The organism is Mesorhizobium sp. M1182, assembly GCF_040318335.1.
GTDB lineage: Bacteria > Pseudomonadota > Alphaproteobacteria > Rhizobiales > Rhizobiaceae > Mesorhizobium.
This window is the reverse complement of record NZ_JAMYMD010000007.1, coordinates 180,991-207,668: the sequence shown is the minus strand read 5'-3', so window position 1 is coordinate 207,668 and position 26,678 is coordinate 180,991. Positions and strand designations below refer to the sequence as shown.

Sequence of the window (26,678 nt, the reverse complement as noted above, 5' to 3'; positions counted from 1 at the left end):
GCTACCGCGGCGGAAATCGGAATCGATTTTCGGAACGACTGAAGATTCGACGCATCCTTTGCGCATCCAACCGGATGCTGCACGCTATACGCACGCTATACGAATGCGGTGGGCAACCGGCAGCGTTGTGAGATAGCCAGGACTTGAATTTTCTGCCAATTGGCAGTATATTGTCTGCCAAGTGATGGAGGCCGGAATGAGTGTCGGTTATGCGGTTCGCGATCCTGCAAATCAGGCTTTGCCGGCAAATCTGGCGGATGCCTCGGCACGGGCGCGGCTCACGCCAGCGGCTGTTGCCGGCATCGTCAGGCTCGCAGACATCTGGCATCTGACCAGCACCGAGATCTGTACCTTGATCGGCGACGTGTCGGAGAGAACCTGGTTCCGCATGAAGAAAGGCGAGTGGGAGGGCGTTCTCTCCCAGGATTCGCTGACACGCATCAGCGCCCTGATCGGCATCTTCAAGGGACTGCGGCTTCTGTTCTCCGAAGCGCTTGCCGATGAATGGGTGCGGTTGCCGAACAAAGGGCCGCTTTATGGTGGCCGGCGCCCCCTGGACGTGATGATCGAGGGCGGCATTCCGAAGCTGCTGCAGGTTCGCCAACACATCGACGCTTTGCGCGGTGGACTTTGAATGCAGATCCCGCCGCGCGCTGACATTTCCCAGCGCGACACGATCCGGCTGATTTCGACAGGCAGGCTCAAGGAACCGGTCCTGATGCCGTTGGCCAGGAATCATGGAGATTTGGAGGACCTTGCGGAGCTCGAAGGGGCCACCAGCGGCCGTCTTCAGGCGCAGCAAGGGGGATTGCCCGACCTCGATCCGCGCGAACTGGTTTTCGGGAGGCCGGGCTACACCTTCATCAATGCGGCTTTCGCTTACACCCGTCCGGGCGGCAATCGTTTCAACGATGATGCCAGGGGCGTCTGGTACTGTGGGTTCGATGCGGAAACCGCGCTCGGCGAGGTCTCTTTTCATCTGACGCGCGAGCTTGCCGCAATCGAACGGTTTGAAAACGTCACCGACTACGCGGAGCTCGTTGCCGACTTCATAGGCTCGTTTCACGATCTGCGCGGTGCTGAGTTCAGCAAGGACCCGGTGCTCGATCCGGATACCGCCTTAGCCTATCCTGCCGGTCAGGCGCTGGCGAAGCAACTCCGCAAGCAAGACGCCGCGACCGGTCTTGTGTATCCTTCCGTGAGACATGTCGGCGGGACCTGCCTTGCCGCCTTCCTTCCCGATCTCGTTCAGAATCTCAGGCAAGGCGGTATCTGGCGTCTGGAATGGCAGGGTTCATCTGTTCCCGCGATCACGCCCATATAGCGCACGATCGGGAGCGACAACTTCGCTGCGCCATCTCTAACGCCGCCCGAACAGGCGACCGTCGATGGTGACGAGGCCGAGGGCGATCAGCGCCATGCCGCCGAGTTCGAACAGTTCGAGCCGCTCGCCCAGGAACAGGAAACCGAGCAGGATGGCACTGGCCGGCACGATCAGCGTGACCAGCGAGGCGTTGGTGGCGCCGGCCGAGGCGACGAGATTGAAATAGAGGATGTAGGCGAAGGCCGTCGACAGCAGCGCCAGTGCCAGCACCGCCGCCCAGACCGGCGGCGAGGCCGAAAACAGATTGGCGGCATCATAGGTGAACAGAACGACCGGGATCATAATGATGGTCGAGCAGGTCAATTGGCCGGTGGCAATGACCGGTGACGGCACACCCTTGAAGCGGCGGGCGATCATCAGCGCAACCGCATAGGATAGCGATGCTCCGATGAGCGCGAATTTCGCCCAGACCGGACCGCCGAGCCCGGCGACGAGGCCGGGGCCGATCATCACCGCCGTTCCCGCGATACCGAGGGCGATGCCGGCAAGCTTGTTCCACGACAGCTTTTCGTCGCTGGTCAGGGCGTTGGCGAGGATCAGCGTCCAGAACGGCGTCGTCGAATTGAGCACCGAGGCGACACCGGCGCCAAGCTTGGTCTGGCCGGCAAAGATCAGCGAGAAAGGGATGACGTTGTTGGCGAGCGCCAGCAGGAAGAACAGGCCGGCATGCGGCAAGGCGAGGCGAAACGACGGGCCTCGGACCGCAAGATAGAGCTGCAACGCGATCGCAGCTATGGTGACGCGGAACAGCACCAGCACCAGCGGCGGAAGTTCCGCTACCGCAATACGGGCAAAGAAGAACGAGCCGCCCCAGATGGCGCCGAGCAGCAGAAGCTGCGCCCAGTCCTTGAGCACCATCGGACCGCGCATCGTGGTGGTGGCAGCTATCGCCATTGGTCGTCCTCCCAGACGAGATGCCTTCCTCTTCAGGCGTCTGTTCACGCCATACCCGATCCGGCCGCAAGGGCCACCCGAAACCTGAGCGATGGCCTAGCTCGCTCATAACCGGCGTGCAGCACCGGCGTAGCGCCGCGAAGCCAGGGCGGCGAGACATAGAATTGTTTTCATTAGCCGCTAGCTTGGATTAATTGTGCGCAGCCTCAGTCAAGGGATTCGTCCATGCAGCGATTCGAAAATGCCCGCGAGGCAGCGCTGGCGCTTCGCCCGGACGATCCGATCTATTGCTTCCGCCCGCAGGTGCTGAAGGCGGACGCCAAACAGTTCATGGGCATGTTTCCCGGCAAGACCGCCTATGCGGTCAAGACCAATGGCGAGCAGATCGTGCTCAACGCCCTGGTCGAGGCCGGCGTCGGTGCCTTCGATGTGGCCTCGCCCGGCGAATTCGCCGCCGTGCGCGCCGTCTCGCCGGACGCCGAGATGCTCTACATGCACCCCGTGAAGGCGCAGTCGGACATCAGGCTGGCGCTGGAAAAATACGCCATCCGCGTCATTTCGCTCGACCATGAGGACGAGGTCACCAAGCTGACCAGGGTGGTGCGGGCGCTCGACATCGATCCGGGCGCCATCACCGTGTTCGTGCGCATCCAGACGAAAGGCTCGGCGGCCTACGAACTGTCGAAGAAGTTCGGCGCCGGACCGGCCAATGCGGTCGAACTGGCCGAACGGCTGAACCGGACGGGCTACAAGGTCGGGCTGTGCTTTCACGTCGGCAGCCAGATCGAGGATCCCGACACCTATGAGCGGGCGCTGGCCTCCGCCGACTGGGTGCGCAACCGCGTCGGCTTCGACGTTGCCGGGCTCGATGTCGGCGGCGGCTTTCCCGCCGAATACGGTCATGATCCGAACAGCCGCAAGCCGGAAATGCCGTCGCTCGGCCAGATCATGTCGCGGCTGTCGGGCGACCTCCAGGAGTACCAGTTCGACCAGTTGCCGCTGGTGGCTGAGCCCGGCCGGGTGATCGTGGCGCGCTGCCTGTCGCTGATCGTGCGCGTGCTGCTGCGCAAGGGCAAAAGGCTCTACATCAATGACGGCATCTGGGCATCGCTGTCGGATTCATGGACCGGCAAGATCACGCTGCCGGCACGCTTCATCCCCGATCCGGCGATCCGCTCGCGCAATGGCGAGGACAAGACCATCGTGCCGTTCAAGGTCTGTGGCGCGACCTGCGATTCCGTCGACATATTGTCGCGGCCGTTCTGGCTGCCCGAGACAGTCGATACCGGCGACTGGATCGAGATCGGCCATATCGGCGCCTATTCGCTGTCGCTCAGAACACGGTTCAACGGCTTCTATCCCGACACATTCGTCGAGGTGGCGACGCCGTTCGACGAAGGCGATGCGCCGCAGGGGTTCGCCAGCCTGGAGACGATGGCGGATTAGTGGATGGTGGAATAGTGAATGGTGAATGGTGAATAGTGAATAGTGAATAAATGAATAGTGGTAATTCTGGTGCTCAATGCGGCTCCGGTGCTATTCTTTTCACCATTCACCATTCACCATTCACAGTCTCGCCAGCAGCTCCGGCGTCGGCCAGCCGTCGACCGGCAGGCCCAGCCGCTTCTGCTCCTTGCGGATCGCTTCGCGGGTGTTGGTGCCCAGGATGCCGTCGACGGTGCCGACGTCATAGCCTTTCGCCTCGAGCTTGGTCTGTAGCGCCTTCATCTGGTCGGCGTCGAGGCCGGGTTCGGGGTTGCGCGGATCGAATCGCGGCGCGCCCCCCAGTCGGGCGGCAAGATTTGCCGCGGTCAGGGCATAGGTGAAGGACTGGTTCCACTCGAGATAGACGTCGAAATTGTCGTAGGTCAGAAAGGCTGGCCCCTTGCGACCCATGGGCAGCGCCAGGCCGGCCTTCAGGCCGTTGTCGAGAAGCGGCGTACCGTCGGGCCTGGTAACGCCCCACTGGCTCCATTGCGTCAACGGCAGCTTGTTGGTGCGTCCCGTCTGCTCCCACGGCAAATCGTCAGGCACACGGACTTCCTCGATCCAGGGCTGGTCGCGCTTCCAGCCGCGCGACTGGATCTTGCTGGCCGTGCTCATGATCACGTCCGGCGCGCTGCCGCGCAGGTCGACCAGGCCGTCGCCGTCGCCGTCGACGCCGTGGCCGAGATAGTCGGAAGGCAACATCTGGGTCTGGCCGATCTCGCCGGCCCAGGCACCGGTGACGTCGGCCGGCACCACGCCGCGATCGATCAACATCAGCAGCGGCACGATCTGCGGCCGGAACAGCTGCGGACGGCGGCAGTCATGCGAGAGGCTCACCAGCGCGTTCAGCGTATGAAAATCGCCCTGCACGGCGCCAAAATCGGTCTCCAGGGCCCAGAAGGCGGCGATGACCGGCGCCTGCACGCCGTATTCGCGATCGGCGCGGACAAAGACCTCGGCATATTTTTGCAGATTGGCCGCACCTTGCTTCAGCCGATGGGACGAGATCATGCGGTTCGAGAATTCGATGAAGGTCTGGGTGAAGACGCCCTGGGCGCGGTCGCGTGCCAACGCCTTCTCATCGAGGGTGGCGTTTTCCAGCGCATCAAGGCCGGCAGCGCCGACGCCGGCCGCCCTGGCCTCCGCCGCCACGCCGTGCTTCCATGACTCGAAATCCCCGCCGCATTGCTGTGCCGCGGCCGGCACGGCGGTCAGGAGCAGCGCCGCGAGAAGTCCAAAGCGCAATCGCATCGCTATCCTTCCAAGAAGATTACCGGCGGTTGCAGGCATTCGTCGTTGGCTGTGTCGAAAAGCAGGCGGCAGGCCTGGTGTCAACGGGTGTTCTGCCGCAACCACTTCTTCCACGCGGCTTCGGAGCCGTTGAAGACGCTGATGTCGGCGTTTCCGGCCATGCCCGGCACGACACCCGTTCCGGTATACTGCCAGAAGGTGAAGGGATGGCTGCCGTATTTCTGGCGCGGGTGCCCGGCGACGGAGCGCAGCCAGTAGGGGTAATTGCGGAAGCCCGATAAACCGTTATCTTCGAAGAAATCGACAGACGTGTAGATGATTGGCTTCTTGCCGTAGTATTTTTCGACGATTTCGAGGAACGTGCTCATCTCGCTGCGTACCGTGGCCGGATCGGGCCGCAGCTTACAGGTCGGCGATTTCGGGTTCCATTCCATGTCGAGAACCGGCGGCATCGCCGAGCTGTCTTTGGGCACGTTCTGGATGAACCAGCGCGCCTGGGTAGCGGCCGGCGTGCAAAAGTAGAAGAAGTGATAGGCGGCGCGGGGAATGCCCGAGGCCTTGGTGCGGCTCCAATGCTCGCTGAAAGCTTCATCGAACCGGTCTCCGCCCTCGGTTGCCTTGATGAAGGCGAAGGAAATGCCGCTGGCCCTGGCCGCCGGCCAGTCGATCGAGGTCTGGTATTTGGAAACGTCGGTGCCGTGGACGGCATAGCTCCACGGTGCGCCGCTGTCCCATTCATGCGGGTCGGAATCGGCAAAACGCGGCGCGCGTACCGCAACCATCGAGGCGCTGGACGACGACAGCGATGGCGTCAGATCCTCGACCGTCGAGCAGGCACCAAGCAGCGTCAGCGTGATGAGAACCGCGAAACGGCGCATCGCTACTTCCCGAGCCGGTTTCAGCCGGCCGCTGATGGGTCTTTCCGCGGGTGCCCCTCGACCGGGCGCAGCGTGTCTGAAACCGACTTACGCGACGCACCTGGATCTTCGTTTCATGCATTCCCAAACCGTTACGCAGTTTTGGGACGCATGCATTCAAGCCCCGCCGGACGGTCACCCCACAGGATCGCCCGGTCTGTCCCAAGCGCGTCGCTTCGACGCGCTTAGCTCTTTTGTCTATGCATGTCGTTGTCCCAAAACCGCTGCGCACTTCTGGGCGACATGCACCTGTGATCGCCGATCATGGTTGATATTCGGTTGACGGCGCTCGACAAGAGCCGCGATTTTGCCGAAACAATGGCGGCAAATCGATGACATAGATCGCGCTCAGGGGAATTCGAAAAAATGCAGATCCTCCTGAAGTTCGTCAAATGGCTGCTCGGCCTGGCTGTGCTGGCCGCTGCGATACTCGCCGGCTGGCTGTATTTCGCGCCGCCGGAACTGATCCGCGTCGGTTCCGGCTATGCCGCCAAGATCGTCTGCTCGAACGTCTTCATCGCCGGGCGAGACGCCAACGACGTGCTCGCCGTCGATGTGCAGGCGCCGGGTCATCCGCTGCTGAAGCTGATGAGAGTGTCGGTGGACAAGGAGAAGGGAACGGTTTCGGCGGGCCTGTTCGGCGCGCTCGGCAAAAGTGTCGCGGTCGCCCGCGACGGGCTCGGCTGCGCCTCGGTTCCCGACGGCGATATTGCCGCCGCCAAGGCTGTCGCCGGAGCTGCACCGACGCCGGCGCCGCTGCCCGATCTGATCTGGCCGGAGGGCGACAAGGCCGATGCCTCGCAGGATCCCGATGTCGCGAAAGTCCTCGACGATCCAGCCATGACCGGCGCCGGCATGCGGGCGGTGGTGGTGGTCAAGAACGGCCGCATCGTCGCTGAGCGCTATGGCGACGGCTTTTCCGAAAAGACGCCGCTATTGGGCTGGTCAATGACCAAGACGGTGAATGCGGCGATCGTCGGCACGCTGGTGAAGGAGGGCAAGCTGGCGATGACCAACCAGGGTCTGTTCGGTCCCTGGAAGGGAGATGGCCGCGCCGTGATCAGCCTCGCCGATATGATGGCGATGTCGAGCGGGCTGGAATTCAACGAGGATTACGGCGACGTCGCCGACGTAACGCGCATGCTCTATCTCGAACCGGACATGGCGGGCTTTGCCGGATCCAAGCCGCTGACCGGCGAGGTCGGCAAGGTGTTTTCCTATTCGAGCGGCACGGCGGTGATGCTGTCCCGATTGTGGCAGGACGCGATCGGCGACAAGGACAAGGCACTGGCGTGGCCTAGGACCGCGCTGTTCTATCCGCTCGGCATGCAGAGTGCAGTGCTGGAGGCCGACGAGCACGGCACCTTCGTCGGCTCGTCCTACCTCTACGCCACGGCACGCGACTGGGCGCGCTTCGGCCAGTTCCTGCTGCAGGGCGGCGTCTGGAACGGCAAGGAGATGCTGCCCGCCGGCTTCGTCGACTGGATGCGGGAACCGGCAACTGCCTCGAAAGTCTACGGCAAGGGGCAATTATGGATAGAAGGACCGGGCGACGAAGAAAACCCCGGCGCCGGCACTACCGCCGGCCTGCCCAAGGACACCTATTGGATGGAGGGGCATGATGGGCAAACGGTTGCCATCATCCCCTCGGAGCAGCTGGTTGTGGTGCGGCTCGGGCTGACGCCGGCCAGGCTCGGCTATCGGCCGCAGGTGATGGTGGCGGGGCTGGTCAAGGCGCTACACTGAGGAATGCGGCGGTCGCAGTCTTGTCTATGCGGCTGTCGCCAAAGGCTTGGCGCGATCAACACGCGCCCGCTCGTCGGGTGAGTTCATAACCGTCCAAAGATCATTACGGCGCTGGACGTTCAACCAGAAATCCGGGCTGTTGCCAAACACCCGCGCCAGAATGAGCGCGGTAGCCGCCGTCACGTTGCGGCGGCCGTTGCACAATTCGTTCACATGCTTGCGCTGGACGCTCATAGCTTCGGCCAAAGCCGCCTGTGTCAGGCCGAGTGGTTGCATGAATTCTTCCGTAAGAATTTCGCCAACCGTTGCTGGCTTGCGTGCGGTCATCAACATGTCTCACCTCACTTATATATAACTGTGGTCGTCGAGATAGATGTCCGACGCCTCGCCCCGGCCCCCGTCCCAGCGGAAGACCAGCCGCCATTGTTTGTCGACACGGATCGAATGGAAGCCTTCGAGATTGCCGCGCAACTTCTCGAAATGGTTGCTCGGCGGCACACGCAAATCCTGATCGATCGCCGCGTCGTCAATCATCTGGAGCTTGCGGAACAAACGGCTTTCGAGATCGGACGGAATATTGCGGGAATGGGTGTCGTCCACGAAGAAAGCCCGCAGCCATCCATCTCTAAATCCGATGATCATCCCATGCTTCCGGCGAGGAGATAATGTACCACTCATTGGGTCACATGGCAATGTGTGATTTAGCCAATTAACTGATTTCAGCCACGGCCCCCATTTAGGATTGGAGCCCCAAAACCTTCCACGCCAAAATTGATATTAGATGGCGATCTTGATCACGGCGAGCCAGCTGTAGCCGCGATAAAGTGTTCTGAATCGAAGGCTTGCACCAACTCTCGCAGATTCCGATTCCAGAACGTCGCGCAGGGTTTCACGCGGCTGGACATGGAATTTTCTCAACCAGCCGCGCAGCAGCGTGCGGAACCAGCCGGGCAGGGCCTCCTGCTGGCCGAAATCGACGACGTGCAGCGAGCCGCCCGGTGACAGGGCAGCAAGAGCCGCGAACACTGTCTTCTCCCAGCCGGGAATCATCGACAGCGAATACGAGACAAAAATGCGGTCGAAACTTTTGACGCCGAACAGTGCTTTCGCGTCGAAATCCGTGGCGTCGCCGCGCGCCAGCGTGACGCGGCCGGAGAGGCCTTCGCGCGCGAGGGCGGCAGTGGCCGTCTCCAGCATCTCGGCCGAAATATCGAGGCCGAAGAAGCGCGCGGCGGGATAGCGGCGGGCGGCGAGGATGATGTTGCGGCCGGTGCCGCAGCCGAGCTCGAGCACGGTGCCGCCGGCCGGCACATCCAGTCCGGCGATAAGCCGGTCGCGGCCGAGCAGATAGTATTTGCGGGTCAGGTCGTAGATATGACGCTGCCAGCGGTAGACGCCGTCCATCAGCTCGGCATGGCTGGCCGGCAAGTCGGTCGTGCTCATCAGGACCGCTTCACATAGAGATGGAAGCCACCATAGATGGCCGAGCGGTCGCGCTCCGAAAACTCGCGCGAAGCGTCGTTCTCGTAGCGCCACTGGTCGAGCAGCGAATTCGAGACGCGGCCGGGCAGCAGGCTGGGTTCCGCTGCGGTGCGGAAGATGACGCGGGCGCCGGTTGAGGCGGTTCGGGTGATCTCGGCCCACAACCCGTTGAGCTGGTGGTCGGTCATCCAGTCCTGTGCATCGAGCAGCACGAAGCGATCCACCGAGCCGGCATCCTTGCCGGCAAGGAACTCGATCAGATTGGCGTGGTGGATGGCAACGCGATCGACATTGTTGCGGATCGTCTTGTAGTTGCACTTTTCGAGATAGGCGGGCAGGGCGGCCTCGCCCGGATCAGGGTAGCGGCGGGCGAAAGCCTGCCAGGCGAAATAATTGGTCTTCAGCGGAAAATCGCAGGCGAGCTTTTCCAGTCGTGCCTTCAGCACGCTGGCCATGGTGCCGTCACCCGAGGTGATCAGCGAATCGTACTGGGCCGGCGGAATGCCGAGGCCGAACAGCGAGGCTTTTCGCGAGGTCGCCCATTTCAGCAGCGGTTTTTCGAAGACCGGCGCCAGCTCTTCGTCAAAGAAGCGGCGCTGATCGGCGATGCTCTTGGCGTCCATGATGCCGGCCGGGTCGACGCCGAAGAATTTTGCCGTGCGGTGGCCTATGGCGATGAACAGGCCAAGCAGGCCGGTCTGGTAGAAATTGCGGTCGAACACAGCGATGCGGCGACGGCCGCGCCAGTTGCGGCGCTCCCAATAATGGCGGCTGACCGGGTCGAGATGCGGTGCGATGAAGCGATCGTAGGCCTGTGAATTGTGCCCGGTCTCAGCCGCGCCGAAGAAACGGAACAGGTCGCCCTGCGAGGGCAGGTGACGGACGGCTTCGAGCTTCATGCGGTTCAGCGCGATATGGGCAGCGTTGAGGTCGACGGCATCGATCCTTTCCGGCGAGCGGGTGAGATAGGCAAGGATGTTACAGCCGCCGGAGGCAATGGTGACGATGCGGTGGCCCGTCCCGAGCTGCATCGCGTCCATGTCGATTTCGGGGTCTTCCCAGATCTGCGGATAGACGAGGCCGGAGAACAGGAAGGCGAACAGGCGCTCGGAGATGCCGGCTTTCGACAGCGGGCGGTTCTGGTAGACGGCCTTGCCGACTTCCTTGCCGCGGCGAAAAACCAGTTCTCCAGAAATGTCCGTCATGGCAAGGCGATTCCCCGTTTGCTTTGCCGCAAGCGGGTAGCGCAGGGTGATGACAGGCCAGTGACAACCTGTTGACGCGAGTTCAGGCCTTGCCAAATCCACCTGGGGTCGGCGTCGTCACGATGACCGCCTCGCCGGCGTCGAGGATGGTCTGATCGCAGGCTTTCAGCGTCTCGATCGCGCCGGTCTTGCGGCGGACCTTGGTCGAACCGGCCTCGCCATCGCCGCCTCCGTCCAGTCCCCGCGGCGGGCGGTTGCGATGCGAGGACAGGATGGCGCATTCCATTTTTTCGAGGAAGCGGATGGTGCGCCTGGTGCCGTCGCCGGCATTCCATTTGCCTTCGCCGCCGGAGCCTTCGCGGATATGAAAATCCTCCAGCAATACCGGGAAACGCAGTTCCAGCACTTCCGGATCGGTCAGGCGCGAATTGGTCATATGGGTGTGGACGCCGGAGGTGCCGGCAAAACCGCGGCCGTCGTTCATCCGGCCGGCCGGCGAGCCCGAGCAGATCGTCTCGTAATACTGATACTGCTTGTTGCCGAAGGTGAGATTGTTCATCGTGCCCTGCGCATTGGCCATCGCGCCCATGGCGCCGAATAGCGCGTTGGTGACGTGTTGCGAGGTCTCGACATTACCGGCGACGACTGCCGCGGGATAGGCGGGTTTCAGCATCGAGCCGTCGGGAATGATGATGTTGATCGGCCGCAGACATCCGGCATTCATCGGGATGTTGTCTTCGACCATGACGCGGAAGGCATAAAGCACAGCGGCTCGGGCGACCGGCTCTGGCGCATTGAAATTGTTCTTCATCACCGGCGACGTTCCGGTGAAGTCGACGGTCGCTTCGCGCTTCCGCCGGTCGACCGATATCTTCACCTTGATCATTTGGCCGGTGTCGGTCGGGTATTCGTATTCGGAACTGTCGGGCAGCCGCTCCAGAACGCGGCGCACGCTTTCGGCGGCATTGTCCTGGACATGGCCCATATAGGCTTCGACCACATCGAGGCCGAAATGGGCGACCATCTTGCGCAGCTCGGCGACGCCCTTTTCGTTCGCGGCGATCTGCGCCTTGAGGTCGGCGATGTTCTGGTGCGGATTGCGCGCCGGGTAGGGGTGGTCGGTGAGCAGCGTCTCCAGGTCCTTCTCGCGGAACCGGCCGCGATCGACGATGCGGAAATTGTCAAACAGCACGCCTTCCTCGTCGACGGTTGTGGCAAGCGGCGTCATCGAGCCGGGCGCGGTGCCGCCGATGTCGGCATGATGGCCACGCGAGGCGACGTAGAAGAGGATCTTCGGCGATTGGCCGATCTCCCCCCTTGTAGGGGAGGTGGCGGCGAAGCCGCCGGAGGGGGTCGTTGCGGCAGTGCTCGACGCACTTGTGGTGCCTTCTGCGAGGACCCCACCCGGCCGCTTCGCGGCCACCCTCCCCTCAAGGGGGAGGGAAAACACCGGCGTCACCACTGTGATATCAGGCAGATGGGTGCCGCCATTGTAAGGTGCGTTCAGCGCAAAGACGTCGCCGGGATGGATGTCGCCGGAGTTCAACCGGATGATGGTTTCCACCGAGCGGTCCATCGAGCCGAGATGCACCGGCATATGCGGCGCGTTGGCGACCAGCGCGCCATTCCGGTCGAAGACGGCACAGGAGAAGTCGAGGCGCTCCTTGATATTGACCGAATAGGCGGTGTTCTGCAGCGTCACGCCCATCTGCTCGGCGATCGACATGAACAGGTTGTTGAAGACCTCCAGCATCACCGGATCGGCTTCGGTGCCGAGTGCGGCGTGTCGGCGCTTCTTCTCGACGCGCCGCATCAACACGTGATCCTTGGCGGTGATCTCGGCCTGCCAGCCCGGCTCGACGACAATGGTCTGGTTTGGCTCGATGATCAAAGCGGGGCCGGCGATCTTGTTACCAGGCTTCAGCGTTTCGCGAGGGAAAATGCCGGCGTCGCGCCAGACGCCGTCGACAAAGATTTTCCGGTTCCCGGAAGGACTTGCGGCCATGTCTTCAACAACTGAATCGCTTTCGTCGCGGCCGGTGCCGCCGGTATCGGTACCTTCGACGCCGATCGACTCAACGATCATCGGCTTGTCGTCGTAGACGAAACCGAACTGTGCCTTGTGCGCCGATTCGAAGTCCGCCTTGGCCTGCGCAATCGAGCCGTGCCCGAAGTTCACAGGCAGCGCGGTATCGGTGCCGTCGTAGCGGATCTGCAGCACCGGTCTCGAGACGACCGCGTCTTCGCTGATGCCTTGCGCGGCGAGTTCGTCGATGACGGCTTTGCGCAGCGTTGCGATGAGTTCATCGATCGCTGGCCCGGAATTGTCCGCCAGCGGCTTCAGCAGCGCCTGCTGGCGTGACGCAAATACAGAGGATAGGCCGATGCCGTATGCCGAGAGCAGGCCTGAGAAGGGATGGATCAGCACCGCCTCCATGCCGAGCGCATCGGCGACCAGGCAAGCGTGCTGGCCGCCGGCGCCGCCGAAGCAGTTCAGGAGGTATTCGGTGACATCGTAGCCGCGCTGCACCGAAATCTTCTTGATGGCGTTGGCCATGTTTTCGACGGCGATGGTGATGAACCCTTCGGCGACGGTTTCCGGGGAGCGGCCGTCGCCGATCTCGGCGGCAAGGGCCGCGAATTTTTCGCGAACCGTCTGGACGTCGAGCGGTTCGTCCTGGCCCGGTCCAAAAATAGCCGGGAAGAACTCGGGCTGCAGCTTGCCCAGCATGACATTGGCGTCAGTGACGGCCAACGGGCCGCCGCGCCTATAGGCGGCCGGGCCGGGATTGGCGCCGGCCGAATCCGGCCCGGCGCGAAAGCGGCCGGCCTCGTAATGCAGGATCGAGCCGCCGCCTGCAGCGACGGTGTGGATGCGCATCATCGGCGCGCGGATGCGCACGCCGGCGACCTCGGTGTCGAAGGCGCGCTCGTAGTCGCCATCGTAATGGGCGACATCGGTGGAGGTGCCGCCCATGTCGAAGCCTATGACCTTGCCGAAACCGGCGAGTTTTGCCGTCTCGACCATGCCGACGACGCCGCCGGCCGGGCCGGACAACAGCGCATCCTTGCCCTGGAACATGTCGGCGGCGGTGAGGCCGCCCGACGACATCATGAACATGAGGCGAGGGCTTTCCCTCCCCCTTGAGGGGAGGGTGGCGGCGAAGCCGCCGGGTGGGGTCGGCTCGACTGGGTTCGACCTACTCTCCCCCCTTGAGGGGGAGATGGCCGCAAAGCGGCCAGAGGGGGTCCTGTCAGAAGGCACCACAGGGGCGTCGAGCACTGCCGCAACGACCCCCTCTGTCGGCTCCGCCGACATCTCCCCCTCAAGGGGGGAGAGGACGCCCAGTTCCTTTGCCACCCTTTGCACATACCTAGCCAGGATCGGCGACAGGTAGGCGTCGACCACGGTGGTGTCGCCGCGGCCGACCAGCTTGATCAGCGGCGAGACCTCGTGACTGACCGAGACCTGCGAAAATCCGAGTTTTCTGCAGACCTTCGCAACTGCCTTTTCGTGATCGGGATGTTTCCAGGCATGCATGAAGACGATCGCGACCGCATCGATGCCGTCCGCCTTGGCTTGCTCAATAGCCGGGCGTACCGAAGCAATGTCGAGCAGGCGCTCGACACTGCCGTCGGCGCGAACCCTTTCGTCGATCTCGACGACGCGCTCATAGAGCTGTTCGGGAAGGATGATCTGCTTGGCAAAGATATCTGGCCTGGCCTGATAGGCAATCCTCAGCGCATCGCGGAAGCCTTTGGTGATGAGCAGCAGCACACGGTCGCCCTTGCGCTCGAGAAGCGCATTGGTGGCAACCGTGGTGCCCATCTTGACATCGCCGATCAGAGCGGAGGGGATTGGAGCGCCGGGTTGGACGCCGAGCAAATCGCGAATGCCCTGGATGGCAGCGTCGGCATAGGCTTCGGGATTCTCGGACAGCAGCTTGCGCGGGTGCAGCGCGCCTTGCGGGTCACGGCCGATGACATCGGTGAAGGTGCCGCCGCGGTCGATCCAGAAATCCCATTTTGCAGTCACAGCGGCGCTCCCGGGATTTTTCCCTGTTCGATCTGTTAGCTCGCGAGGCCCTGACCGGCAATCGTCAAGTGATTGGAATATGTTACAGGCAGAAATGCAACGTTACGAAACTCATGCGCAGCTTACGCATTGTGTCCTCGACCGCCGCTGGTAACGGAGGCGTGATTAGAGGAGAGATATCATGAAGAAACTCATTCTTGCGTCGGTGTCGGCGCTTGCGTTGCTTGGCCTTGCCGCCTGCAGCAACAGCGGCACCGACAACACCACGACGCAGAGCACCAACCCGCCGGCATCCGACCAGACGATGGAGCCGGCTGCTCCTGACGCCAACAAGCCTGCCGAGCCGGCTCCGGCTCCGGCACCTGCGCCTGCGCCGGCTGCTCCGGCTCAGTAGTCAATGTGACAGCCAAGGAAAGGCTGGCCTCACAGGCCGGCCTTTCTGCTGCTTACGATACCAGCGCCTGGCGGCCGAGTGCGACGACGTGAGCGCTGGCGCCAGCCGCCTCAGGCATTGCGCCAAATCGATTGGGCCAGCCCCTGCGGCACTGTCTTGGCTTGATAGCGATGGGTGGTTGGTCCTATGAAGCCCCCATGTCGATTTGGGACCGCCTTGGCGACTTCGTCACACGCGTTTCATCTTCAGCGTCGTCAGGCGTCGCCGAAGTGGTCGAGGCCGTGCGCACGGTTTTCTCCGGCGATGCCGATCTGCGCCGGCGCGTCGCCTTCTCGGTGGCGATGATCGCCCTGTCGGCCAAGATGGCCAAGGCAGACGGCATCGTCACGCAAGACGAGGTGCGCGCCTTCCAGGAAATATTCGAGGTGCCGAAGGAACAGAGGCGCAATGTGGCGCGGCTCTACGATTTGGCCAAACGCGACATTGCCGGTTTCGAGACCTATGCCGAGCGGATGGCGCAGCTTTGCGGTTCGGGCCATTCGAACTGCCTGATGCTCGAGGATATACTCGACGGGCTGTTCCACATCGCCAAGGCCGACGGGCTGGTGCATGAGCGCGAGGGCGAATTCCTGCATCGCATCGCCGAGATATTCCGCATCGATGAGGCGCATTACCAGAGCATCCTGGCCCGGCATGTCGATCTGGGTGCCGCCGATCCCTATGTTGTGCTCGGCATCGAGCGCGGGAAGCCGTTCGAGGAGGTCCGCAGGCGCTACCGCAAGCTGGTCTCCGACAATCATCCGGACCGGCTGATCGCACGCGGCCTGCCGCAGGAATTCATCAAGATCGCGACGACCAGGCTGGCGGCGATCAACGCGGCCTATGAAATGATCGAGCGAGGCCTGCGGCACGCATGAGCGGCTTTCCGCCCGATGAGCCGAGCGCCGAGGTCAGGGTATCGCCGAATTTCGGACCACGGCGCGGGACGCTCGGACCCGATATGATCGTGCTGCACTACACCGGCATGGCTACCGGCGCCGGTGCCGAGGCATGGTTGTGCGATCCGGCAAGCGAGGTCTCGTCGCACTACCTGGTCCATGAGGACGGCCGCATTGTTCAGATGGTAAGGGAAAGCGACCGCGCCTGGCATGCCGGCAAGAGCTCGTGGTTCGGACAGAGCGACATCAACTCCTGTTCGATCGGCATCGAGATCGTCAATCCGGGGCATACGCTCGGCTATCGCAACTTTGCAAAACCGCAGATCGGTGCGGTGATCGGCCTGTGCGCCGGCATCATCGAGCGCCATTCCATTCCGGCGCAGCGGGTGCTTGCCCATTCCGACGTGGCACCGGGGCGCAAGGTCGATCCAGGCGAGAAATTTCCATGGAAGGCCTTGTTTGCCGTCGGTATCGGCCATGTTGTGCCGGCAGCACCGATCCGGCGCGGCGCCGTGCTGAAGCCAGGCGATACCGGCGCCGAGGTAGAGGCGCTGCAGTCGATGCTGGCGCTCTATGGTTATGGCGTCGAGATCACCGGCGCCTTCGATCGGCAGACCGAAATCGTGGTAGAGGCATTTCAGCGGCATTTCCGGCAGCGCCTGGTCGATGGCATGGCTGATGGATCGACGATCCGCACGCTGGAAAGGCTGCTCGCTTCCGTAAGGATAGCCTCTCTCAAATAATCTTTTGCCAGCTTGAAAATTACAATCTGTTACTCAAAGTGACTTGCGTCGCCTTCTTTGGCGCCAATTCCGTCGTCAAAGGCGATCCGTACAGATTGTCGGACGTCTATCCCCCAAATGTTCCGATGTTGATTGAGGGTATCTGCGCGAAGTTCTTTGTGCAGATCAAACAGAACAGGATCACATGCAGAAATTGACCGTTTTAACGGCAGCCATTGCTGCCGGCGTAATGACTTTTGCCTTCAGTGCGGCAAACAGCGCACCGCTGAGCCAGCGGGCCGATCAGGGCTTCAGTGCCGCAGCCGGCAAAACCGCCGTGCCGAAAGCCACCCGTGGTGCAAAAGTAGAGAAGACCGCCACCGCAAAAGTGGAACAAGCAACCGCGGTAAGGACGAAAAAGCCGGCCCCTGCGAAAAAGCCAACCGCTGCAAGAAAGACAATCTCAAAACACTATGTGAAGCGTAACCGCAAAAGCATCGACCACATGGCAACGGCGTCAGTCGCTCCGAAGAGCAGGCCAGCGCCTCAGGCGGTGGTAGTCGGCGCCAGCGGACAGTATTCGGCGATCATTGCGCGTTATGCCGCCAGCTATGGCGTCCCGGTGTCGCTCGCCAACGCCGTCATCAAGATCGAAAGCAACTACCAACCGAACCAGGTCGGCAGCGCCGGCGAGATCGGCCTGATGCAGATCAAGCCGGCGACGGCGCGGATGATGGGCTATAGCGGTTCGGTTCAGGGCCTCTATGATCCAGATACCAACATCAAATACGGCATGAAGTACCTCGCCATGGCGCGGGATCTCGGCGGCGGCACGACCTGCGGCACGATCCTGAAATACAATGCCGGCCATGCCGCCACACGGATGAACCCGGTGTCCGCAGCCTATTGCGGCAAGGTCAAGGTCCAACTGGCTGCACTTGGAGCGCCCGCCTGACAAGCGACAACTTGCTTTTTCGTTTGCGTTTTCGGGCCTGAACCCCTTTATACGCCTTGCCAGCTGGCCGGGCGGCCGCACCCGCGAAGCCGAAAGGCTGCGGGTGAGGAAAGTCCGGGCTCCATGGAGACACGGTGCCGGTTAATGGCCGGCGGGGGCGACCCCAGGGAAAGTGCCACAGAAAGCAAACCGCCACGATCCAATCGTGGCAAGGGTGAAAGGGTGGGGTAAGAGCCCACCGCGCGACTGGCAACAGGAGCGGCACGGTAAACCCCACCGGGAGCAAGACCGAATAGGGGCGGTGCGAGGGGAAACCCTCGAGGGCTGTTTCCGGCTCACCGTCCGGGTAGGTTGCGTGAGGCGTATGGCAACATGCGCCCAAGATGAATGGCCGCCACGTTCTCGCCGTGTAAGCGGCGAGGGCCATACAGAACCCGGCTTACAGGCCAGCTGGCAGTTTTCCCCGATAAAAGGAAATCTCCTGATATCAGCAGGTTGCGTCTTCGGGCGCAGCCGTTGGTTCAGTTTTCGACCCGCAATTAAGCGCGGCATTCCTTGAAAATGGTGCGATTAAATCGTACCATTTGGATGACGGTATTCAGGAGCGCGTCATGGGACAGGTCGATAAACGCAGCATCACGCTGTCGCCGGAATTGGCGGCGGTGGTCGACGACGTGGTCGCCGCCGGCGAATATGCCTCGGCGAGCGAGGTGATCCGCGACGCGCTGCGGCAATGGAAGGACCGGCGCGACCTGCTCGGCTACACGGTCGAGGAATTGCGCAAGCTGGTGCAGGAAGGGATCGACAGCGGGCCGGGACGGTTTGCGTCGATCGACGAAATAAAGGCCGAAGCGCGGAGACGATTGAAACCCGACAGCGCGGCATGAATTTGCTGCCCATCATCCGAACCGCAAATGCGGAAGAGGATTTGATCGCGATCTGGCTTCATGTTGCGCAAGACAACGAGGCTGCAGCCGATCGATTGCTCGATCGGATCGAAGCCCGCTGGCAGCAAGTGGCCACTTATCCCTTCTCAGGTGCCCCGCGCGAAGACATCGCAACCGGAATCCGTCACCTGATCGTCGGCGAATACCTCACCTTGTATCGTGTCCGCGAAGAGGCGATCGAAATCATTCGCGTGCTGCACGGCCGGCGCAAGATCGACGCCGACGATCTAAGTTCGTGATTGCCGATTCAGCCACCGATTGCGTCCAGCGACGCCTCGATCGCCTGCCAAAGCTCTTCCACCGGCTCGCAGCCGATCGACAGGCGAACGAAGCCGGGGGGAACGGCATCTCCCCTTTTTGATCGCCGTTCGGCCGAAGTGTGTACGCCGCCGAACGAAGTCGCTGCCTGCATCAAGGCGCAGTTGTTGATGAAATCCTCGGCCTTGTCCTCCGAGGCGAGCACGAAGGAGATGAGAAAACCGAAGCGCTCCATCTGGGCGCGGGCAAGATTGTGCGATGGATCGCTCTCCAGTCCCGGAAAGCGCAAGCCGCTGATCGCGCGATGGTTTTTCAGTCGTCGCGCTATCATTTCGGCGGAAGCGCACATGCGGTCGAAGCGCACGTCCAGCGTTTCGAGGCCGCGATGCACCAGCCATGCCTCGAACGGCCCGGGGATGGCGCCCGACGTCTCGCGCCAGTCGGTCACCCTCGAGATAATGTCCGCGTCGCGGCTGGCGACATGGCCGAACAGCACATCGGAATGGCCGTTTGGTGCCTTGGTGTCGGCGGCAATGACGATGTCTGCGCCGAGATCGAGCGGGCGCTGGCCGAAAGGCGTCATCGTCGTGTTGTCGACCACAAGCCCCGCACCCGCTTTGTGCACGGCTTCGGCGACGGCTGCGATGTCGCATATATCCAGTCCCGGGTTGGCGGGCGTTTCGACGAAGGCAAGCCGGTATCCGTCGAAGCCGCCGTCGAGGAAGCTCGACGTCGGCCGGACATCATAAGCGACGCCGAAGGACTTCAGGAAGCGCTCTGCCAGCGCTCTCGTCGTGTGATAGCCGTCGGACGGCAGCAGGATACGGTCGCCGGCTTTGAGCAGGCCTAAAAATACTGCCGAGATGGCAGCCATCCCCGAGGGAAAGGCGACGCATGGGGCGTCTTCCAGATGCGCCAGCATGTGCTCGACCGCATCCCAGGTTGGATTGCTGAAGCGGCCATATTGATCGAAGCCGGTGGCGTCGCCGGGCGCATGAAAGATGGCGGCCATCGTCAGGGGCAAGGGGATCGGGTCGCCCTTGGCCAGCCCGCCGCGGCGCAGATGGGGAAGTGCCGCGGCGCGTGACTTGGCTGTTTCGGACATGGTTTCAACCTCGTTACTGACCGGAAAAGGGATGCCGAGGCTATGCGCGGCAGCGATCCGCAGCAAGTCGGCTCCGGTTGGGCCACACGGCTCTAAACGCTTCGTTAGGCTTAATAGAGGATAAAGACGGGAGTGCCGTCAAAGCTGCTCTCCCCAGTCGTGGCAGGCGTGTTTTGAAAACTGTTCCCGTTGACGCCCATAACACCCCATGATATCCCATTCCGATACTCGAGCCTTCGTTCCGTGTCAGGGTGAAGCGTACGCCAATCGGGCAGCCGCGGCGGCTGCGCGTTTGCCTGCGTTCGCCCGTCACAACGAAGCGGGTTTTGGACGTCGACCGGGCCGGGGCGGCGCGGACAGGAAGATGCAGAGGGGTGCGGCGGCGCAAGCGGCCGTAACGCGTAATGGACCGGTTTCTGTCGAACGCGGTGAACAGGATCGATGCGAAGGGACGGGTGTCCGTGCCGGCGCATTTCCGTGCCGTTGTGCAGAAACGCGGCTATTCGGAACTTTATGCGCTACGCTGCCTGGATCGCCCGGCGATGGATGTCGGTGGGCTCGACCTGCTCGATCGCTACGAGCAGCGCATCGCCCAGGAAGACCCGTTCCTGCAGACGGCGGACGACATGTCGTTCTTCTGCCATGGCGATGGAACGTTTCTGAAGCTCGACCAGGACGGCCGTATCACGATGAGCGATTTCATTCGCGAGCATACCGGCATTTCAGCGGAAGTGGCCTTCGTTGGCCGCGGCAATTTCTTTCAGATCTGGGAGCCGGGACGGCTCAGCGCCTATGGGACGGAAGCACGCGCCCGGCTTTTGCAGCTTCGGCAGGGGACGAAGCCCGAGGAGCGGCCGGAATGATGGCGGGCGACGGCGATGAAGTTCATGCCGTTGGCGGACCAGCCCGTCACATTCCGGTCCTCCTTGCCGAAGTTCTGGAGGCGCTGGCGCCGACAAAAGGCGAGGTGATCGTCGACGGCACGTTCGGTGCCGGCGGCTACACGAAGGCCATTCTGGCAAGCGGAGCCTCGGTCGTCGCCATCGACCGCGATCCGGATGCGATCGCGGCGGGGCGGGCCCTTGAACAGCAGTCCGGCGGCAAGCTCAGGCTTGTCCAGGCACCGTTCTCGACGCTCGACGAACAGGTTGAAAGTGCCGATGGCGTCGTGCTCGACATCGGCATCTCCTCCATGCAGATCGACCAGCCGGAGCGCGGCTTTTCGTTCCGGGCCGATGGGCCGCTCGACATGCGCATGGCGCAGGCGGGCCTGAGCGCCGCCGACGTCGTGAACACCTTCAAGGTGGGCGATCTTGCCCGCATCTTCGGTTTTCTCGGCGAGGAACGCCATGCCGGGCGCATCGCCCGCATGATCGAGAGCCGTCGCGAAAAACGCCCCTTCCAGCGCACGCTCGATCTTGCCGATGCCATCGAGACGCATATCGGTCGCGCGCCAAAGGACAAGATCCATCCGGCCACCCGCGTTTTCCAGGCGCTGCGCATCTTCGTCAACGACGAACTCGGTGAACTGGCCAAGGCACTGTTTGCCGCAGAGCGCGTGCTGAAACCGGGCGGGCGGCTTGTCGTGGTGACCTTCCATTCCCTGGAGGACCGCATCGTCAAGCGCTTCATCGCCGACAGAGCCGATTCAGCGACCGGATCGCGGCACCTGCCCGAGGCGCAGGCGCGCACCGCCACCTTCACCAAGAAGGGCGGCGGCGTAACGCCTGGCGATGCCGAGATAACGGCAAATCCGCGGGCGCGCTCGGCAAGGCTGCGCGCTGCGATCCGTACAGAGGCGCCGGCGCGCGCCGGCGATTTTTCGATTTTCGGCCTGCCAAAACTGCCTGGCCCAAAGCTTCCCGGCGCCGATCGACCGGGAGAGAGGTGAGCACGTGTTTCGTACCAGCGACATAGTCCTGATCGCCGTGATGGTTTCGGCGGCCGCCCTGACCTACAAGACCAAGCGCGAGGCCGAGGAGCAACTGGCGGCAGTGCACAAGATCCAGGCGCAGATCCGTTATGAGGAGGACACGATCGACCTGCTCAAGGCGGACTGGAGCCTGCTTACCCAGCCGTCGCGCCTGCAGAAGCTCACCGAAATCTACAAATCGCAACTCGGACTCGAGCCGGTCAATGCGCGGCAGATCGTCGGGCTGGACGATCTGCCGGCGAAACCCGTCAATATCGAGGACCTTTCATCGCAGCGGCTGGGCGGCATGGCCGATATCGGCGGCAAGGATCCCGTGGTGACCGGAGGCGTCGTCCAATGATCACCGGATTTCCAATGGCTGCCAGATTTCCAAAGATTGGCAGGCTGCTGAAGCGCGGTTCGAAGCCCGGTGCAGGCGGATCAATCGTGGTCGAAGGTGCCCGCAAGGCGACCGGTGGCAAGGGCAGGACCCGCATCGTCATGACGATGGCAGTGTTCTTCGGCATCTATTCGACCATTGCCGGGCGGCTGGTCTATCTGGGTTTCCAGAATCCCGACCTGTCGGGCGGCCCGCAGAGCCGGGTGACGGCATCGCGACCCGACATCGTCGACCGTAACGGCGAAGTGCTGGCGACCGACATCAAGACCGCGTCGCTGTTTGCCGAACCGCGCCGCATCGTCGATGCCGACGAGGCGATCGAAAAGCTGTCGACGGTGCTTCCCGAGATCGACTACGAGCAGACATACAACAAGCTGAAGAGCGGCGCCGGGTTCGTCTGGCTGCAGCGGCAACTGACGCCGAAGCAGCAGGCCGACATCATGCAACTCGGCATCCCCGGATTCGGCTTTCGCACCGAAAAGCGCCGGTTCTATCCGGCCGGCGAAACCTCGTCCTACATTGTCGGCCTCACCAACATCGACAATCAGGGCATCTCCGGCATGGAGAAATACATCGACGAACAAGGCTTGAGCGACCTTCAGGCGTCGGGTCTGGCGGTGGCCAAGGATTTGAAGCCGGTGCAGCTCTCGATCGACCTGCGCGTCCAGCATATCGTGCGCGATGAGGTCGCCACCGGTATGGAAAAGTACCACGCGATCGCGGCGGGCGCCGTCGTGCTCAACGTCAAGACCGGCGAGGTGCTGGCGATGGCGTCGGTTCCGGATTTCGATCCGAACAACCCCTATAACGCGCAGGACAAGGACAGGCTCAACCGTATGTCGGCCGGCCTCTATGAAATGGGGTCGACCTTCAAGAGCTTCACCACCGCTATGGCGCTCGATTCCGGCAAGATAACGCTGCAAAGCCGCTTCGACGCGTCGCGCCCGATCAGGATCGGCCATCAAACCATCCATGATTTCCATGGCAAGGGCCGGGTACTGTCGGTGCCGGAAGTGTTCATCTACTCCTCCAATATCGGCTCTGCCAAGGAAGCCGAAGCGGTTGGCATCGACGGACACCGCGAATTCCTGCATCGCCTGGGAATCCTCGAGAAGATGCAGACCGAACTGCCGGAAGTGGCTCGGCCGACCGAGCCCAAGGTCTGGAAGCAGGTCAATTCGATCACCATCGCCTTCGGCCACGGTGTGTCGACGACGCCGCTGCAGACAGCGGTCGGCTGCGCCGCGCTGATGAATGGCGGCTATCTGATGGACCCGACCTTCCTGCCGCGCACGCAGGAGCAGGCGATGGCGGTGGCCAAGAAAGTGGTCAGCGACAAGACGGTCGAGGGCATGCGCTATCTCTATGCCCTCAATGCCGAAAAGGGATCCGGCCGCAATGCACGGGTGCCAGGATACCGGGTGGGCGGCAAGACGGGAACGGCGGAGAAGGTTGTCAACGGCCGTTACTCGAAGGAAAAGAATTTCAATGCCTTCGTTGCGGCTTTTCCGATGGACGATCCGCAATACATAGTGCTTACGATCGCCGACGAACCGAAGCCGGAAAAGCCCGGCATGGGTGGTACGGCCGCCTCGAACGCGGGCATCATGGCTGCAAACATCATCCGACGTGCGGCTTCCATGCTTGGCGTGAAGCCAGATTTCAGCCATGAAAATGGTGCAACGCTGGTTTCCTATCAGTGATTCTTGGGGCGCGCCGGCAACTGCGCGCTATTTTGTTGCGATGAACGGGGTTCGATGAAGCTGAAAAATCTAGCCGGTATCCTGCCTGTCGAGGGGACAGCTTCCTTCGACATGGAGGTTACAGGGATTTCGTCGGATTCCCGCCAGGTAACACGGGGCATCGTCTTTTTCGCGCTCACCGGCTCCAAGGCGGATGGCGCAGCCTACGCAGCCGATGCCGCAAGCCGCGGCGCTGCAGCGATCGTGGTCGGCAAAGGCAGTGCGGTCGCCGGGCTGCCAGTCCCGGTTCTTGTCGTAGACGATCCGCGCCTTGCACTGGCGCTGAGTGCTGCACGTTTTTTCGGCATGCAACCGCAAACCATGGTCGCGGTGACCGGAACCAGCGGCAAGACCTCGGTCGCCGCATTCACCCGGCAGATATGGGAGCAGGCGGGTTTTGCCGCCGCCTCGATCGGCACGACCGGCGTGGTGGCGCCGGGCCGCAACGAATATGGCTCGCTGACCACGCCGGATCCGGTGGCACTGCACAGGCTGCTCAAGGAGCTGGCGGAGGCCGGCGTCACCCACGCCTCGATGGAAGCGTCCAGCCATGGCCTCGACCAGCGCCGGCTCGACGGCGTCAAGCTCGCGGCCGGCGGCTTCACCAATCTCGGCCGCGACCATATGGACTATCATCCGACGGTCGAGGAGTATCATCGCGCCAAATTGCGTCTGTTCGACGCGCTGCTGCCGAAGGGCGCGCCGGCGGTCATCTTTGCCGACGACCCGTGGTCGGAGCCGACGATCAAGGCGGCGCGGGCAGCGGGACTGAACGTGCTGACGGTCGGCCGCCACGGCGATTTCCTGCGGCTGAAGCGGGTCGAGCACGAGCGCCACCGCCAGCGCGCCGAGGTCGAAGCGGACGGCGTTCTCCACGAAGTCGACTTGCCGCTGGCCGGCGACTTCCAGATTGCAAATGCGCTGGTGTCGGCCGGACTCGCCATTTCGACTGGAACATCTGTTGCCAAAGCGTTGATGGCGCTGGAGAAATTGAAGGGCGCGCCGGGACGGCTCGACCTTGTCGGGACGGCCGCCAACGGCGCGCCGGTCTATGTCGACTACGCGCACAAGCCGGATGCGCTGGAAAACGTGCTGGCTTCGGTGCGCCCCTTTACCACCGGCCGCGTCATCGTCGTATTCGGTTGCGGCGGCGACCGGGACCGAGGCAAGCGGCCGATCATGGGCGAGATCGCCACAAGACTGGCCGACGTGGTCATCGTCACCGACGACAATCCCCGCTCGGAAGTACCCGAGACGATCCGCGCCGCGATCCTGGAAGCCGCACCTGGCGCCATCGAGATCGGCGACCGGCGCAAGGCCATCCACGAGGCGGTCGGGATGCTTCACGCTGGCGACACGCTGATCGTGGCCGGCAAGGGCCATGAGGAAGGCCAGACCATCGGCACCGAGACGCTGCATTTTTCCGATCATGAGGAAGTTCGCTCGGCGCTGCGGGAGCAAGCGGCGTGAGCTATCTGTGGACCTCCGAGGCGCTGGTTGCCGCCATGGATGGCCGGCCGCTCGGTCCGATGCCTGAAGCCATCGCCGGCATTTCCATCGACAGCCGCAGCCTGCAGCCGGGAGACGCTTTCTTCGCCATCAAGGGCGAGGCCATGGACGGCCATGATTTCGTCACCGCCGCTATCAAGGCGGGCGCCGGCGTGCTGGTCGTCGCCGAGGGCAAGCTGCCGTCGCTGGGGCGGCTGACGGCACCGATGATCGTCGTGGAGGACGTGCTTGTCGCTCTGGAAAAGCTCGGCGTTGCGGCGCGCGCACGCTCAAAGGCCAGGGTCATTGCCGTGACCGGATCGGCGGGCAAGACCACCACCAAGGAAGCGCTACGCCACGCTCTCTCCGCGGTCGGTACGGTGCATGCATCGGCCCAGTCGTTCAACAATCACTGGGGCGTGCCGCTGACGCTGGCGCGCATGCCGCAGGATTGCGACTATGCCGTCTTCGAGATCGGCATGAACCATCCCGACGAGATCCGGCCGCTGGTCAAGATGGTCCGGCCGCATGTCGCCATCGTCACGTTGATCGCGGCCGCTCACCTCGGCTTCTTCCGCAACCTGGACGAGATCGCCAAGGCCAAGGCAGAGGTTTTCGAGGGATTGGAGCCCGGTGGCGCCGCCCTTCTCAACCGCGACGATGCGCGCTGGAAGCTGCTGGAGAAGATGGCCAAAGAGGCCGGCGTCGAGCATGTCTACGGGTTCGGCGAGAATGCCCGGGCGACCTTCAAACTGATCAAATGCGAGCTCAATGCCGATCACTCGGTCATCACCGCCAAGATTGGCGGGCACGAGATTGTCGCCAGGATCGGCGCGCCGGGCCGCCATATGGTGCAGAACGTGCTCGCGGTGCTTGGTGCCGCGCATCTGGTCGGTGCCGACGTTAACAGGGTTGCGCAGGCGCTGGCCGATCTTTCGCCCGAACGCGGACGCGGCAAGCGCTATGTGTTGCGTCACCCCAACGGGCCGATCACACTGATCGACGAGAGCTACAACGCCAATCCGGCGTCGATGAGCGCTGCAATGGCACTGCTCAACACGACGCCGGTGTCGGGCGAGGGCAGGCGCATTGCCGTGCTCGGCGATATGCTCGAGCTCGGCAGCCATTCGGCGAAATTGCATGCCGCGCTTGCCGGTCTGATCGTCGGCACCGACACGCGCACGGTCTTTCTCGGCGGCCCGGAAATGCGGGCGCTGGCCGACGTTTTGCCCGACGAGATCAAGACGGAATACCGCGCCGGTGCGGAAGATCTGAAACCGGTTCTTCTATCGGAATTGAAGCCCGGCGACGTGGTCATGATCAAATCGTCGAAGGGCATAGGCTTTTCAAAGCTGGTCGAGGCGTTGCTCGGCAAGTTTCCGGCGGAAGCCACAACCAGCAGACAGACCTAGGA

The 26,678-nt window shown here is 62.7% G+C and carries 25 protein-coding genes and 1 other RNA gene; 17 read left to right on the top strand and 9 right to left on the bottom strand.

Annotated elements, in window-relative coordinates; translation table 11 throughout:
- Window positions 1-196 precede the first annotated feature (196 nt).
- Window positions 197-634, top strand: a complete 438-nt coding sequence (locus tag NKH33_RS11835) for an antitoxin Xre/MbcA/ParS toxin-binding domain-containing protein (protein WP_352501077.1) — start codon at window positions 197-199, stop codon at window positions 632-634.
- Window positions 635-718: 84 nt separating this feature from the next.
- Complete coding sequence (locus NKH33_RS11830; RefSeq protein WP_352919577.1) at window positions 719-1,324, top strand: RES family NAD+ phosphorylase; 606 nt, start codon at window positions 719-721, stop codon at window positions 1,322-1,324.
- Window positions 1,325-1,360: 36 nt separating this feature from the next.
- Here NKH33_RS11830 and NKH33_RS11825 read toward each other — a convergent pair whose 3' ends face one another.
- Entirely contained in the window at window positions 1,361-2,278 is a 918-nt protein-coding gene (locus NKH33_RS11825; RefSeq protein ID WP_352767723.1) for a DMT family transporter, read from the bottom strand.
- A 225-nt stretch (window positions 2,279-2,503) separates the two neighbouring features.
- On the opposite strand from NKH33_RS11825, the gene NKH33_RS11820 reads away from it, so the two are divergent.
- The gene (locus NKH33_RS11820; protein ID WP_352919576.1) at window positions 2,504-3,724 is read left to right on the top strand and encodes an alanine racemase; all 1,221 of its coding nucleotides are present in this window, start codon (window positions 2,504-2,506) and stop codon (window positions 3,722-3,724) included.
- 120 nt (window positions 3,725-3,844) lie between these two features.
- Here the strand turns inward: NKH33_RS11820 and NKH33_RS11815 are convergent, their stop codons facing one another.
- Window positions 3,845-5,017 (bottom strand): lytic murein transglycosylase, encoded by a 1,173-nt coding sequence (locus NKH33_RS11815; protein WP_352471540.1) that lies wholly within the window; start codon window positions 5,015-5,017, stop codon window positions 3,845-3,847.
- A gap of 80 nt (window positions 5,018-5,097) precedes the next feature.
- Window positions 5,098-5,895, bottom strand: coding sequence for a glycoside hydrolase family 25 protein (locus NKH33_RS11810; protein WP_502896455.1), 798 nt, complete (start codon window positions 5,893-5,895; stop codon window positions 5,098-5,100).
- Window positions 5,896-6,300: 405 nt separating this feature from the next.
- Here NKH33_RS11810 and NKH33_RS11805 point away from each other — a divergent pair, with 405 nt between their 5' ends.
- Window positions 6,301-7,680 carry a serine hydrolase domain-containing protein gene (locus NKH33_RS11805; RefSeq protein ID WP_352919573.1) on the top strand — a complete coding sequence of 460 codons (1,380 nt, stop codon included), beginning with the start codon at window positions 6,301-6,303 and terminating at the stop codon, window positions 7,678-7,680.
- A gap of 24 nt (window positions 7,681-7,704) precedes the next feature.
- Here the strand turns inward: NKH33_RS11805 and NKH33_RS11800 are convergent, their stop codons facing one another.
- The 5 genes from NKH33_RS11800 to NKH33_RS11780 all read right to left on the bottom strand — a co-directional run bounded on the left by NKH33_RS11800 (window position 7,705) and on the right by NKH33_RS11780 (window position 14,403).
- On the bottom strand, window positions 7,705-8,013 hold the full coding sequence (locus tag NKH33_RS11800) for a HigA family addiction module antitoxin (RefSeq protein WP_352453138.1): 309 nt from the start codon (window positions 8,011-8,013) through the stop codon (window positions 7,705-7,707).
- Window positions 8,014-8,025: 12 nt separating this feature from the next.
- Window positions 8,026-8,322 carry a type II toxin-antitoxin system RelE/ParE family toxin gene (locus NKH33_RS11795; RefSeq protein WP_352919570.1) on the bottom strand — a complete coding sequence of 99 codons (297 nt, stop codon included), beginning with the start codon at window positions 8,320-8,322 and terminating at the stop codon, window positions 8,026-8,028.
- Between the two features lie 135 nt (window positions 8,323-8,457).
- The gene (locus tag NKH33_RS11790; protein WP_352919567.1) at window positions 8,458-9,123 is read right to left on the bottom strand and encodes a class I SAM-dependent methyltransferase; all 666 of its coding nucleotides are present in this window, start codon (window positions 9,121-9,123) and stop codon (window positions 8,458-8,460) included.
- Window positions 9,123-10,367: a BtaA family protein gene (locus NKH33_RS11785; RefSeq protein ID WP_352919565.1), complete on the bottom strand. Its 1,245-nt coding sequence runs from the start codon at window positions 10,365-10,367 to the stop codon at window positions 9,123-9,125. Before NKH33_RS11785 ends, NKH33_RS11790 begins: the two co-directional genes overlap by 1 nt.
- A gap of 82 nt (window positions 10,368-10,449) precedes the next feature.
- A complete protein-coding gene (locus NKH33_RS11780) occupies window positions 10,450-14,403 on the bottom strand; it encodes a hydantoinase B/oxoprolinase family protein (protein WP_352919563.1) in 3,954 nt (1,317 codons plus the stop codon).
- Between the two features lie 181 nt (window positions 14,404-14,584).
- Here NKH33_RS11780 and NKH33_RS11775 point away from each other — a divergent pair, with 181 nt between their 5' ends.
- The 7 genes from NKH33_RS11775 to NKH33_RS11745 all read left to right on the top strand — a co-directional run bounded on the left by NKH33_RS11775 (window position 14,585) and on the right by NKH33_RS11745 (window position 18,598).
- A complete protein-coding gene (locus tag NKH33_RS11775) occupies window positions 14,585-14,797 on the top strand; it encodes a hypothetical protein (RefSeq protein WP_352919560.1) in 213 nt (70 codons plus the stop codon).
- A 197-nt stretch (window positions 14,798-14,994) separates the two neighbouring features.
- Window positions 14,995-15,714: a TerB family tellurite resistance protein gene (locus tag NKH33_RS11770; protein ID WP_352471547.1), complete on the top strand. Its 720-nt coding sequence runs from the start codon at window positions 14,995-14,997 to the stop codon at window positions 15,712-15,714.
- Window positions 15,711-16,478 carry an N-acetylmuramoyl-L-alanine amidase gene (locus NKH33_RS11765; protein WP_352471548.1) on the top strand — a complete coding sequence of 256 codons (768 nt, stop codon included), beginning with the start codon at window positions 15,711-15,713 and terminating at the stop codon, window positions 16,476-16,478. Before NKH33_RS11770 ends, NKH33_RS11765 begins: the two co-directional genes overlap by 4 nt.
- Window positions 16,479-16,662: 184 nt before the next feature.
- Entirely contained in the window at window positions 16,663-17,412 is a 750-nt protein-coding gene (locus NKH33_RS11760; protein ID WP_352471549.1) for a lytic transglycosylase domain-containing protein, read from the top strand.
- A 59-nt stretch (window positions 17,413-17,471) separates the two neighbouring features.
- An RNA gene (gene rnpB, locus NKH33_RS11755) (RNase P RNA component class A) lies at window positions 17,472-17,870 on the top strand.
- 153 nt (window positions 17,871-18,023) lie between these two features.
- Window positions 18,024-18,299, top strand: a complete 276-nt coding sequence (locus NKH33_RS11750; protein WP_352831214.1) for a type II toxin-antitoxin system ParD family antitoxin — start codon at window positions 18,024-18,026, stop codon at window positions 18,297-18,299.
- A complete protein-coding gene (locus tag NKH33_RS11745; protein WP_352831213.1) occupies window positions 18,296-18,598 on the top strand; it encodes a type II toxin-antitoxin system RelE/ParE family toxin in 303 nt (100 codons plus the stop codon). The genes NKH33_RS11750 and NKH33_RS11745 overlap by 4 nt, the downstream gene beginning before the upstream one ends.
- An 8-nt stretch (window positions 18,599-18,606) precedes the next feature.
- On the opposite strand, the gene NKH33_RS11740 is transcribed toward NKH33_RS11745, so the two are convergent.
- Window positions 18,607-19,722: a cystathionine gamma-lyase gene (locus NKH33_RS11740; RefSeq protein WP_352831211.1), complete on the bottom strand. Its 1,116-nt coding sequence runs from the start codon at window positions 19,720-19,722 to the stop codon at window positions 18,607-18,609.
- A 404-nt stretch (window positions 19,723-20,126) separates the two neighbouring features.
- Between NKH33_RS11740 and mraZ the strand changes: the two genes are divergently transcribed.
- Genes mraZ through NKH33_RS11710 form a run of 6 tightly spaced genes read left to right on the top strand, consistent with a single transcriptional unit; the run spans window position 20,127 to window position 26,676 of the window.
- The gene (gene mraZ, locus NKH33_RS11735) at window positions 20,127-20,585 is read left to right on the top strand and encodes a division/cell wall cluster transcriptional repressor MraZ (protein ID WP_352456172.1); all 459 of its coding nucleotides are present in this window, start codon (window positions 20,127-20,129) and stop codon (window positions 20,583-20,585) included.
- Entirely contained in the window at window positions 20,582-21,613 is a 1,032-nt protein-coding gene (rsmH, locus tag NKH33_RS11730) for a 16S rRNA (cytosine(1402)-N(4))-methyltransferase RsmH (protein WP_352501065.1), read from the top strand. The genes mraZ and rsmH overlap by 4 nt, the downstream gene beginning before the upstream one ends.
- Window positions 21,614-21,617: 4 nt before the next feature.
- Complete coding sequence (gene ftsL, locus NKH33_RS11725) at window positions 21,618-21,995, top strand: cell division protein FtsL (protein ID WP_352501064.1); 378 nt, start codon at window positions 21,618-21,620, stop codon at window positions 21,993-21,995.
- A gap of 14 nt (window positions 21,996-22,009) precedes the next feature.
- Entirely contained in the window at window positions 22,010-23,737 is a 1,728-nt protein-coding gene (locus tag NKH33_RS11720) for a peptidoglycan D,D-transpeptidase FtsI family protein (RefSeq protein WP_352471555.1), read from the top strand.
- A gap of 54 nt (window positions 23,738-23,791) precedes the next feature.
- Window positions 23,792-25,246 (top strand): UDP-N-acetylmuramoyl-L-alanyl-D-glutamate--2,6-diaminopimelate ligase, encoded by a 1,455-nt coding sequence (locus tag NKH33_RS11715; protein WP_352919557.1) that lies wholly within the window; start codon window positions 23,792-23,794, stop codon window positions 25,244-25,246.
- Window positions 25,243-26,676 carry a UDP-N-acetylmuramoylalanyl-D-glutamyl-2,6-diaminopimelate--D-alanyl-D-alanine ligase gene (locus NKH33_RS11710; RefSeq protein ID WP_352471557.1) on the top strand — a complete coding sequence of 478 codons (1,434 nt, stop codon included), beginning with the start codon at window positions 25,243-25,245 and terminating at the stop codon, window positions 26,674-26,676. Before NKH33_RS11715 ends, NKH33_RS11710 begins: the two co-directional genes overlap by 4 nt.
- The last annotated feature ends 2 nt before the right edge of the window (window positions 26,677-26,678 follow it).

What these genes read in the sequence shown, in the direction of transcription:
- NKH33_RS11835 (WP_352501077.1), top strand. Translation starts at nt 197, where the DNA reads ATGAGTGTCGGTTATGCGGTTCGCGATCCTGCAAATCAGGCTTTGCCG.
- NKH33_RS11830 (WP_352919577.1), top strand. Translation starts at nt 719, where the DNA reads ATGCCGTTGGCCAGGAATCATGGAGATTTGGAGGACCTTGCGGAGCTC.
- NKH33_RS11825 (WP_352767723.1), bottom strand. Translation starts at nt 2,278, where the DNA reads ATGGCGATAGCTGCCACCACCACGATGCGCGGTCCGATGGTGCTCAAG.
- NKH33_RS11820 (WP_352919576.1), top strand. Translation starts at nt 2,504, where the DNA reads ATGCAGCGATTCGAAAATGCCCGCGAGGCAGCGCTGGCGCTTCGCCCG.
- NKH33_RS11815 (WP_352471540.1), bottom strand. Translation starts at nt 5,017, where the DNA reads ATGCGATTGCGCTTTGGACTTCTCGCGGCGCTGCTCCTGACCGCCGTG.
- NKH33_RS11810 (WP_502896455.1), bottom strand. Translation starts at nt 5,895, where the DNA reads ATGCGCCGTTTCGCGGTTCTCATCACGCTGACGCTGCTTGGTGCCTGC.
- NKH33_RS11805 (WP_352919573.1), top strand. Translation starts at nt 6,301, where the DNA reads ATGCAGATCCTCCTGAAGTTCGTCAAATGGCTGCTCGGCCTGGCTGTG.
- NKH33_RS11800 (WP_352453138.1), bottom strand. Translation starts at nt 8,013, where the DNA reads ATGTTGATGACCGCACGCAAGCCAGCAACGGTTGGCGAAATTCTTACG.
- NKH33_RS11795 (WP_352919570.1), bottom strand. Translation starts at nt 8,322, where the DNA reads ATGATCATCGGATTTAGAGATGGATGGCTGCGGGCTTTCTTCGTGGAC.
- NKH33_RS11790 (WP_352919567.1), bottom strand. Translation starts at nt 9,123, where the DNA reads ATGAGCACGACCGACTTGCCGGCCAGCCATGCCGAGCTGATGGACGGC.
- NKH33_RS11785 (WP_352919565.1), bottom strand. Translation starts at nt 10,367, where the DNA reads ATGACGGACATTTCTGGAGAACTGGTTTTTCGCCGCGGCAAGGAAGTC.
- NKH33_RS11775 (WP_352919560.1), top strand. Translation starts at nt 14,585, where the DNA reads ATGAAGAAACTCATTCTTGCGTCGGTGTCGGCGCTTGCGTTGCTTGGC.
- NKH33_RS11770 (WP_352471547.1), top strand. Translation starts at nt 14,995, where the DNA reads ATGTCGATTTGGGACCGCCTTGGCGACTTCGTCACACGCGTTTCATCT.
- NKH33_RS11765 (WP_352471548.1), top strand. Translation starts at nt 15,711, where the DNA reads ATGAGCGGCTTTCCGCCCGATGAGCCGAGCGCCGAGGTCAGGGTATCG.
- NKH33_RS11760 (WP_352471549.1), top strand. Translation starts at nt 16,663, where the DNA reads ATGCAGAAATTGACCGTTTTAACGGCAGCCATTGCTGCCGGCGTAATG.
- NKH33_RS11750 (WP_352831214.1), top strand. Translation starts at nt 18,024, where the DNA reads ATGGGACAGGTCGATAAACGCAGCATCACGCTGTCGCCGGAATTGGCG.
- NKH33_RS11745 (WP_352831213.1), top strand. Translation starts at nt 18,296, where the DNA reads ATGAATTTGCTGCCCATCATCCGAACCGCAAATGCGGAAGAGGATTTG.
- NKH33_RS11740 (WP_352831211.1), bottom strand. Translation starts at nt 19,722, where the DNA reads ATGTCCGAAACAGCCAAGTCACGCGCCGCGGCACTTCCCCATCTGCGC.
- mraZ (WP_352456172.1), top strand. Translation starts at nt 20,127, where the DNA reads ATGGACCGGTTTCTGTCGAACGCGGTGAACAGGATCGATGCGAAGGGA.
- rsmH (WP_352501065.1), top strand. Translation starts at nt 20,582, where the DNA reads ATGATGGCGGGCGACGGCGATGAAGTTCATGCCGTTGGCGGACCAGCC.
- NKH33_RS11720 (WP_352471555.1), top strand. Translation starts at nt 22,010, where the DNA reads ATGGCTGCCAGATTTCCAAAGATTGGCAGGCTGCTGAAGCGCGGTTCG.
- NKH33_RS11715 (WP_352919557.1), top strand. Translation starts at nt 23,792, where the DNA reads ATGAAGCTGAAAAATCTAGCCGGTATCCTGCCTGTCGAGGGGACAGCT.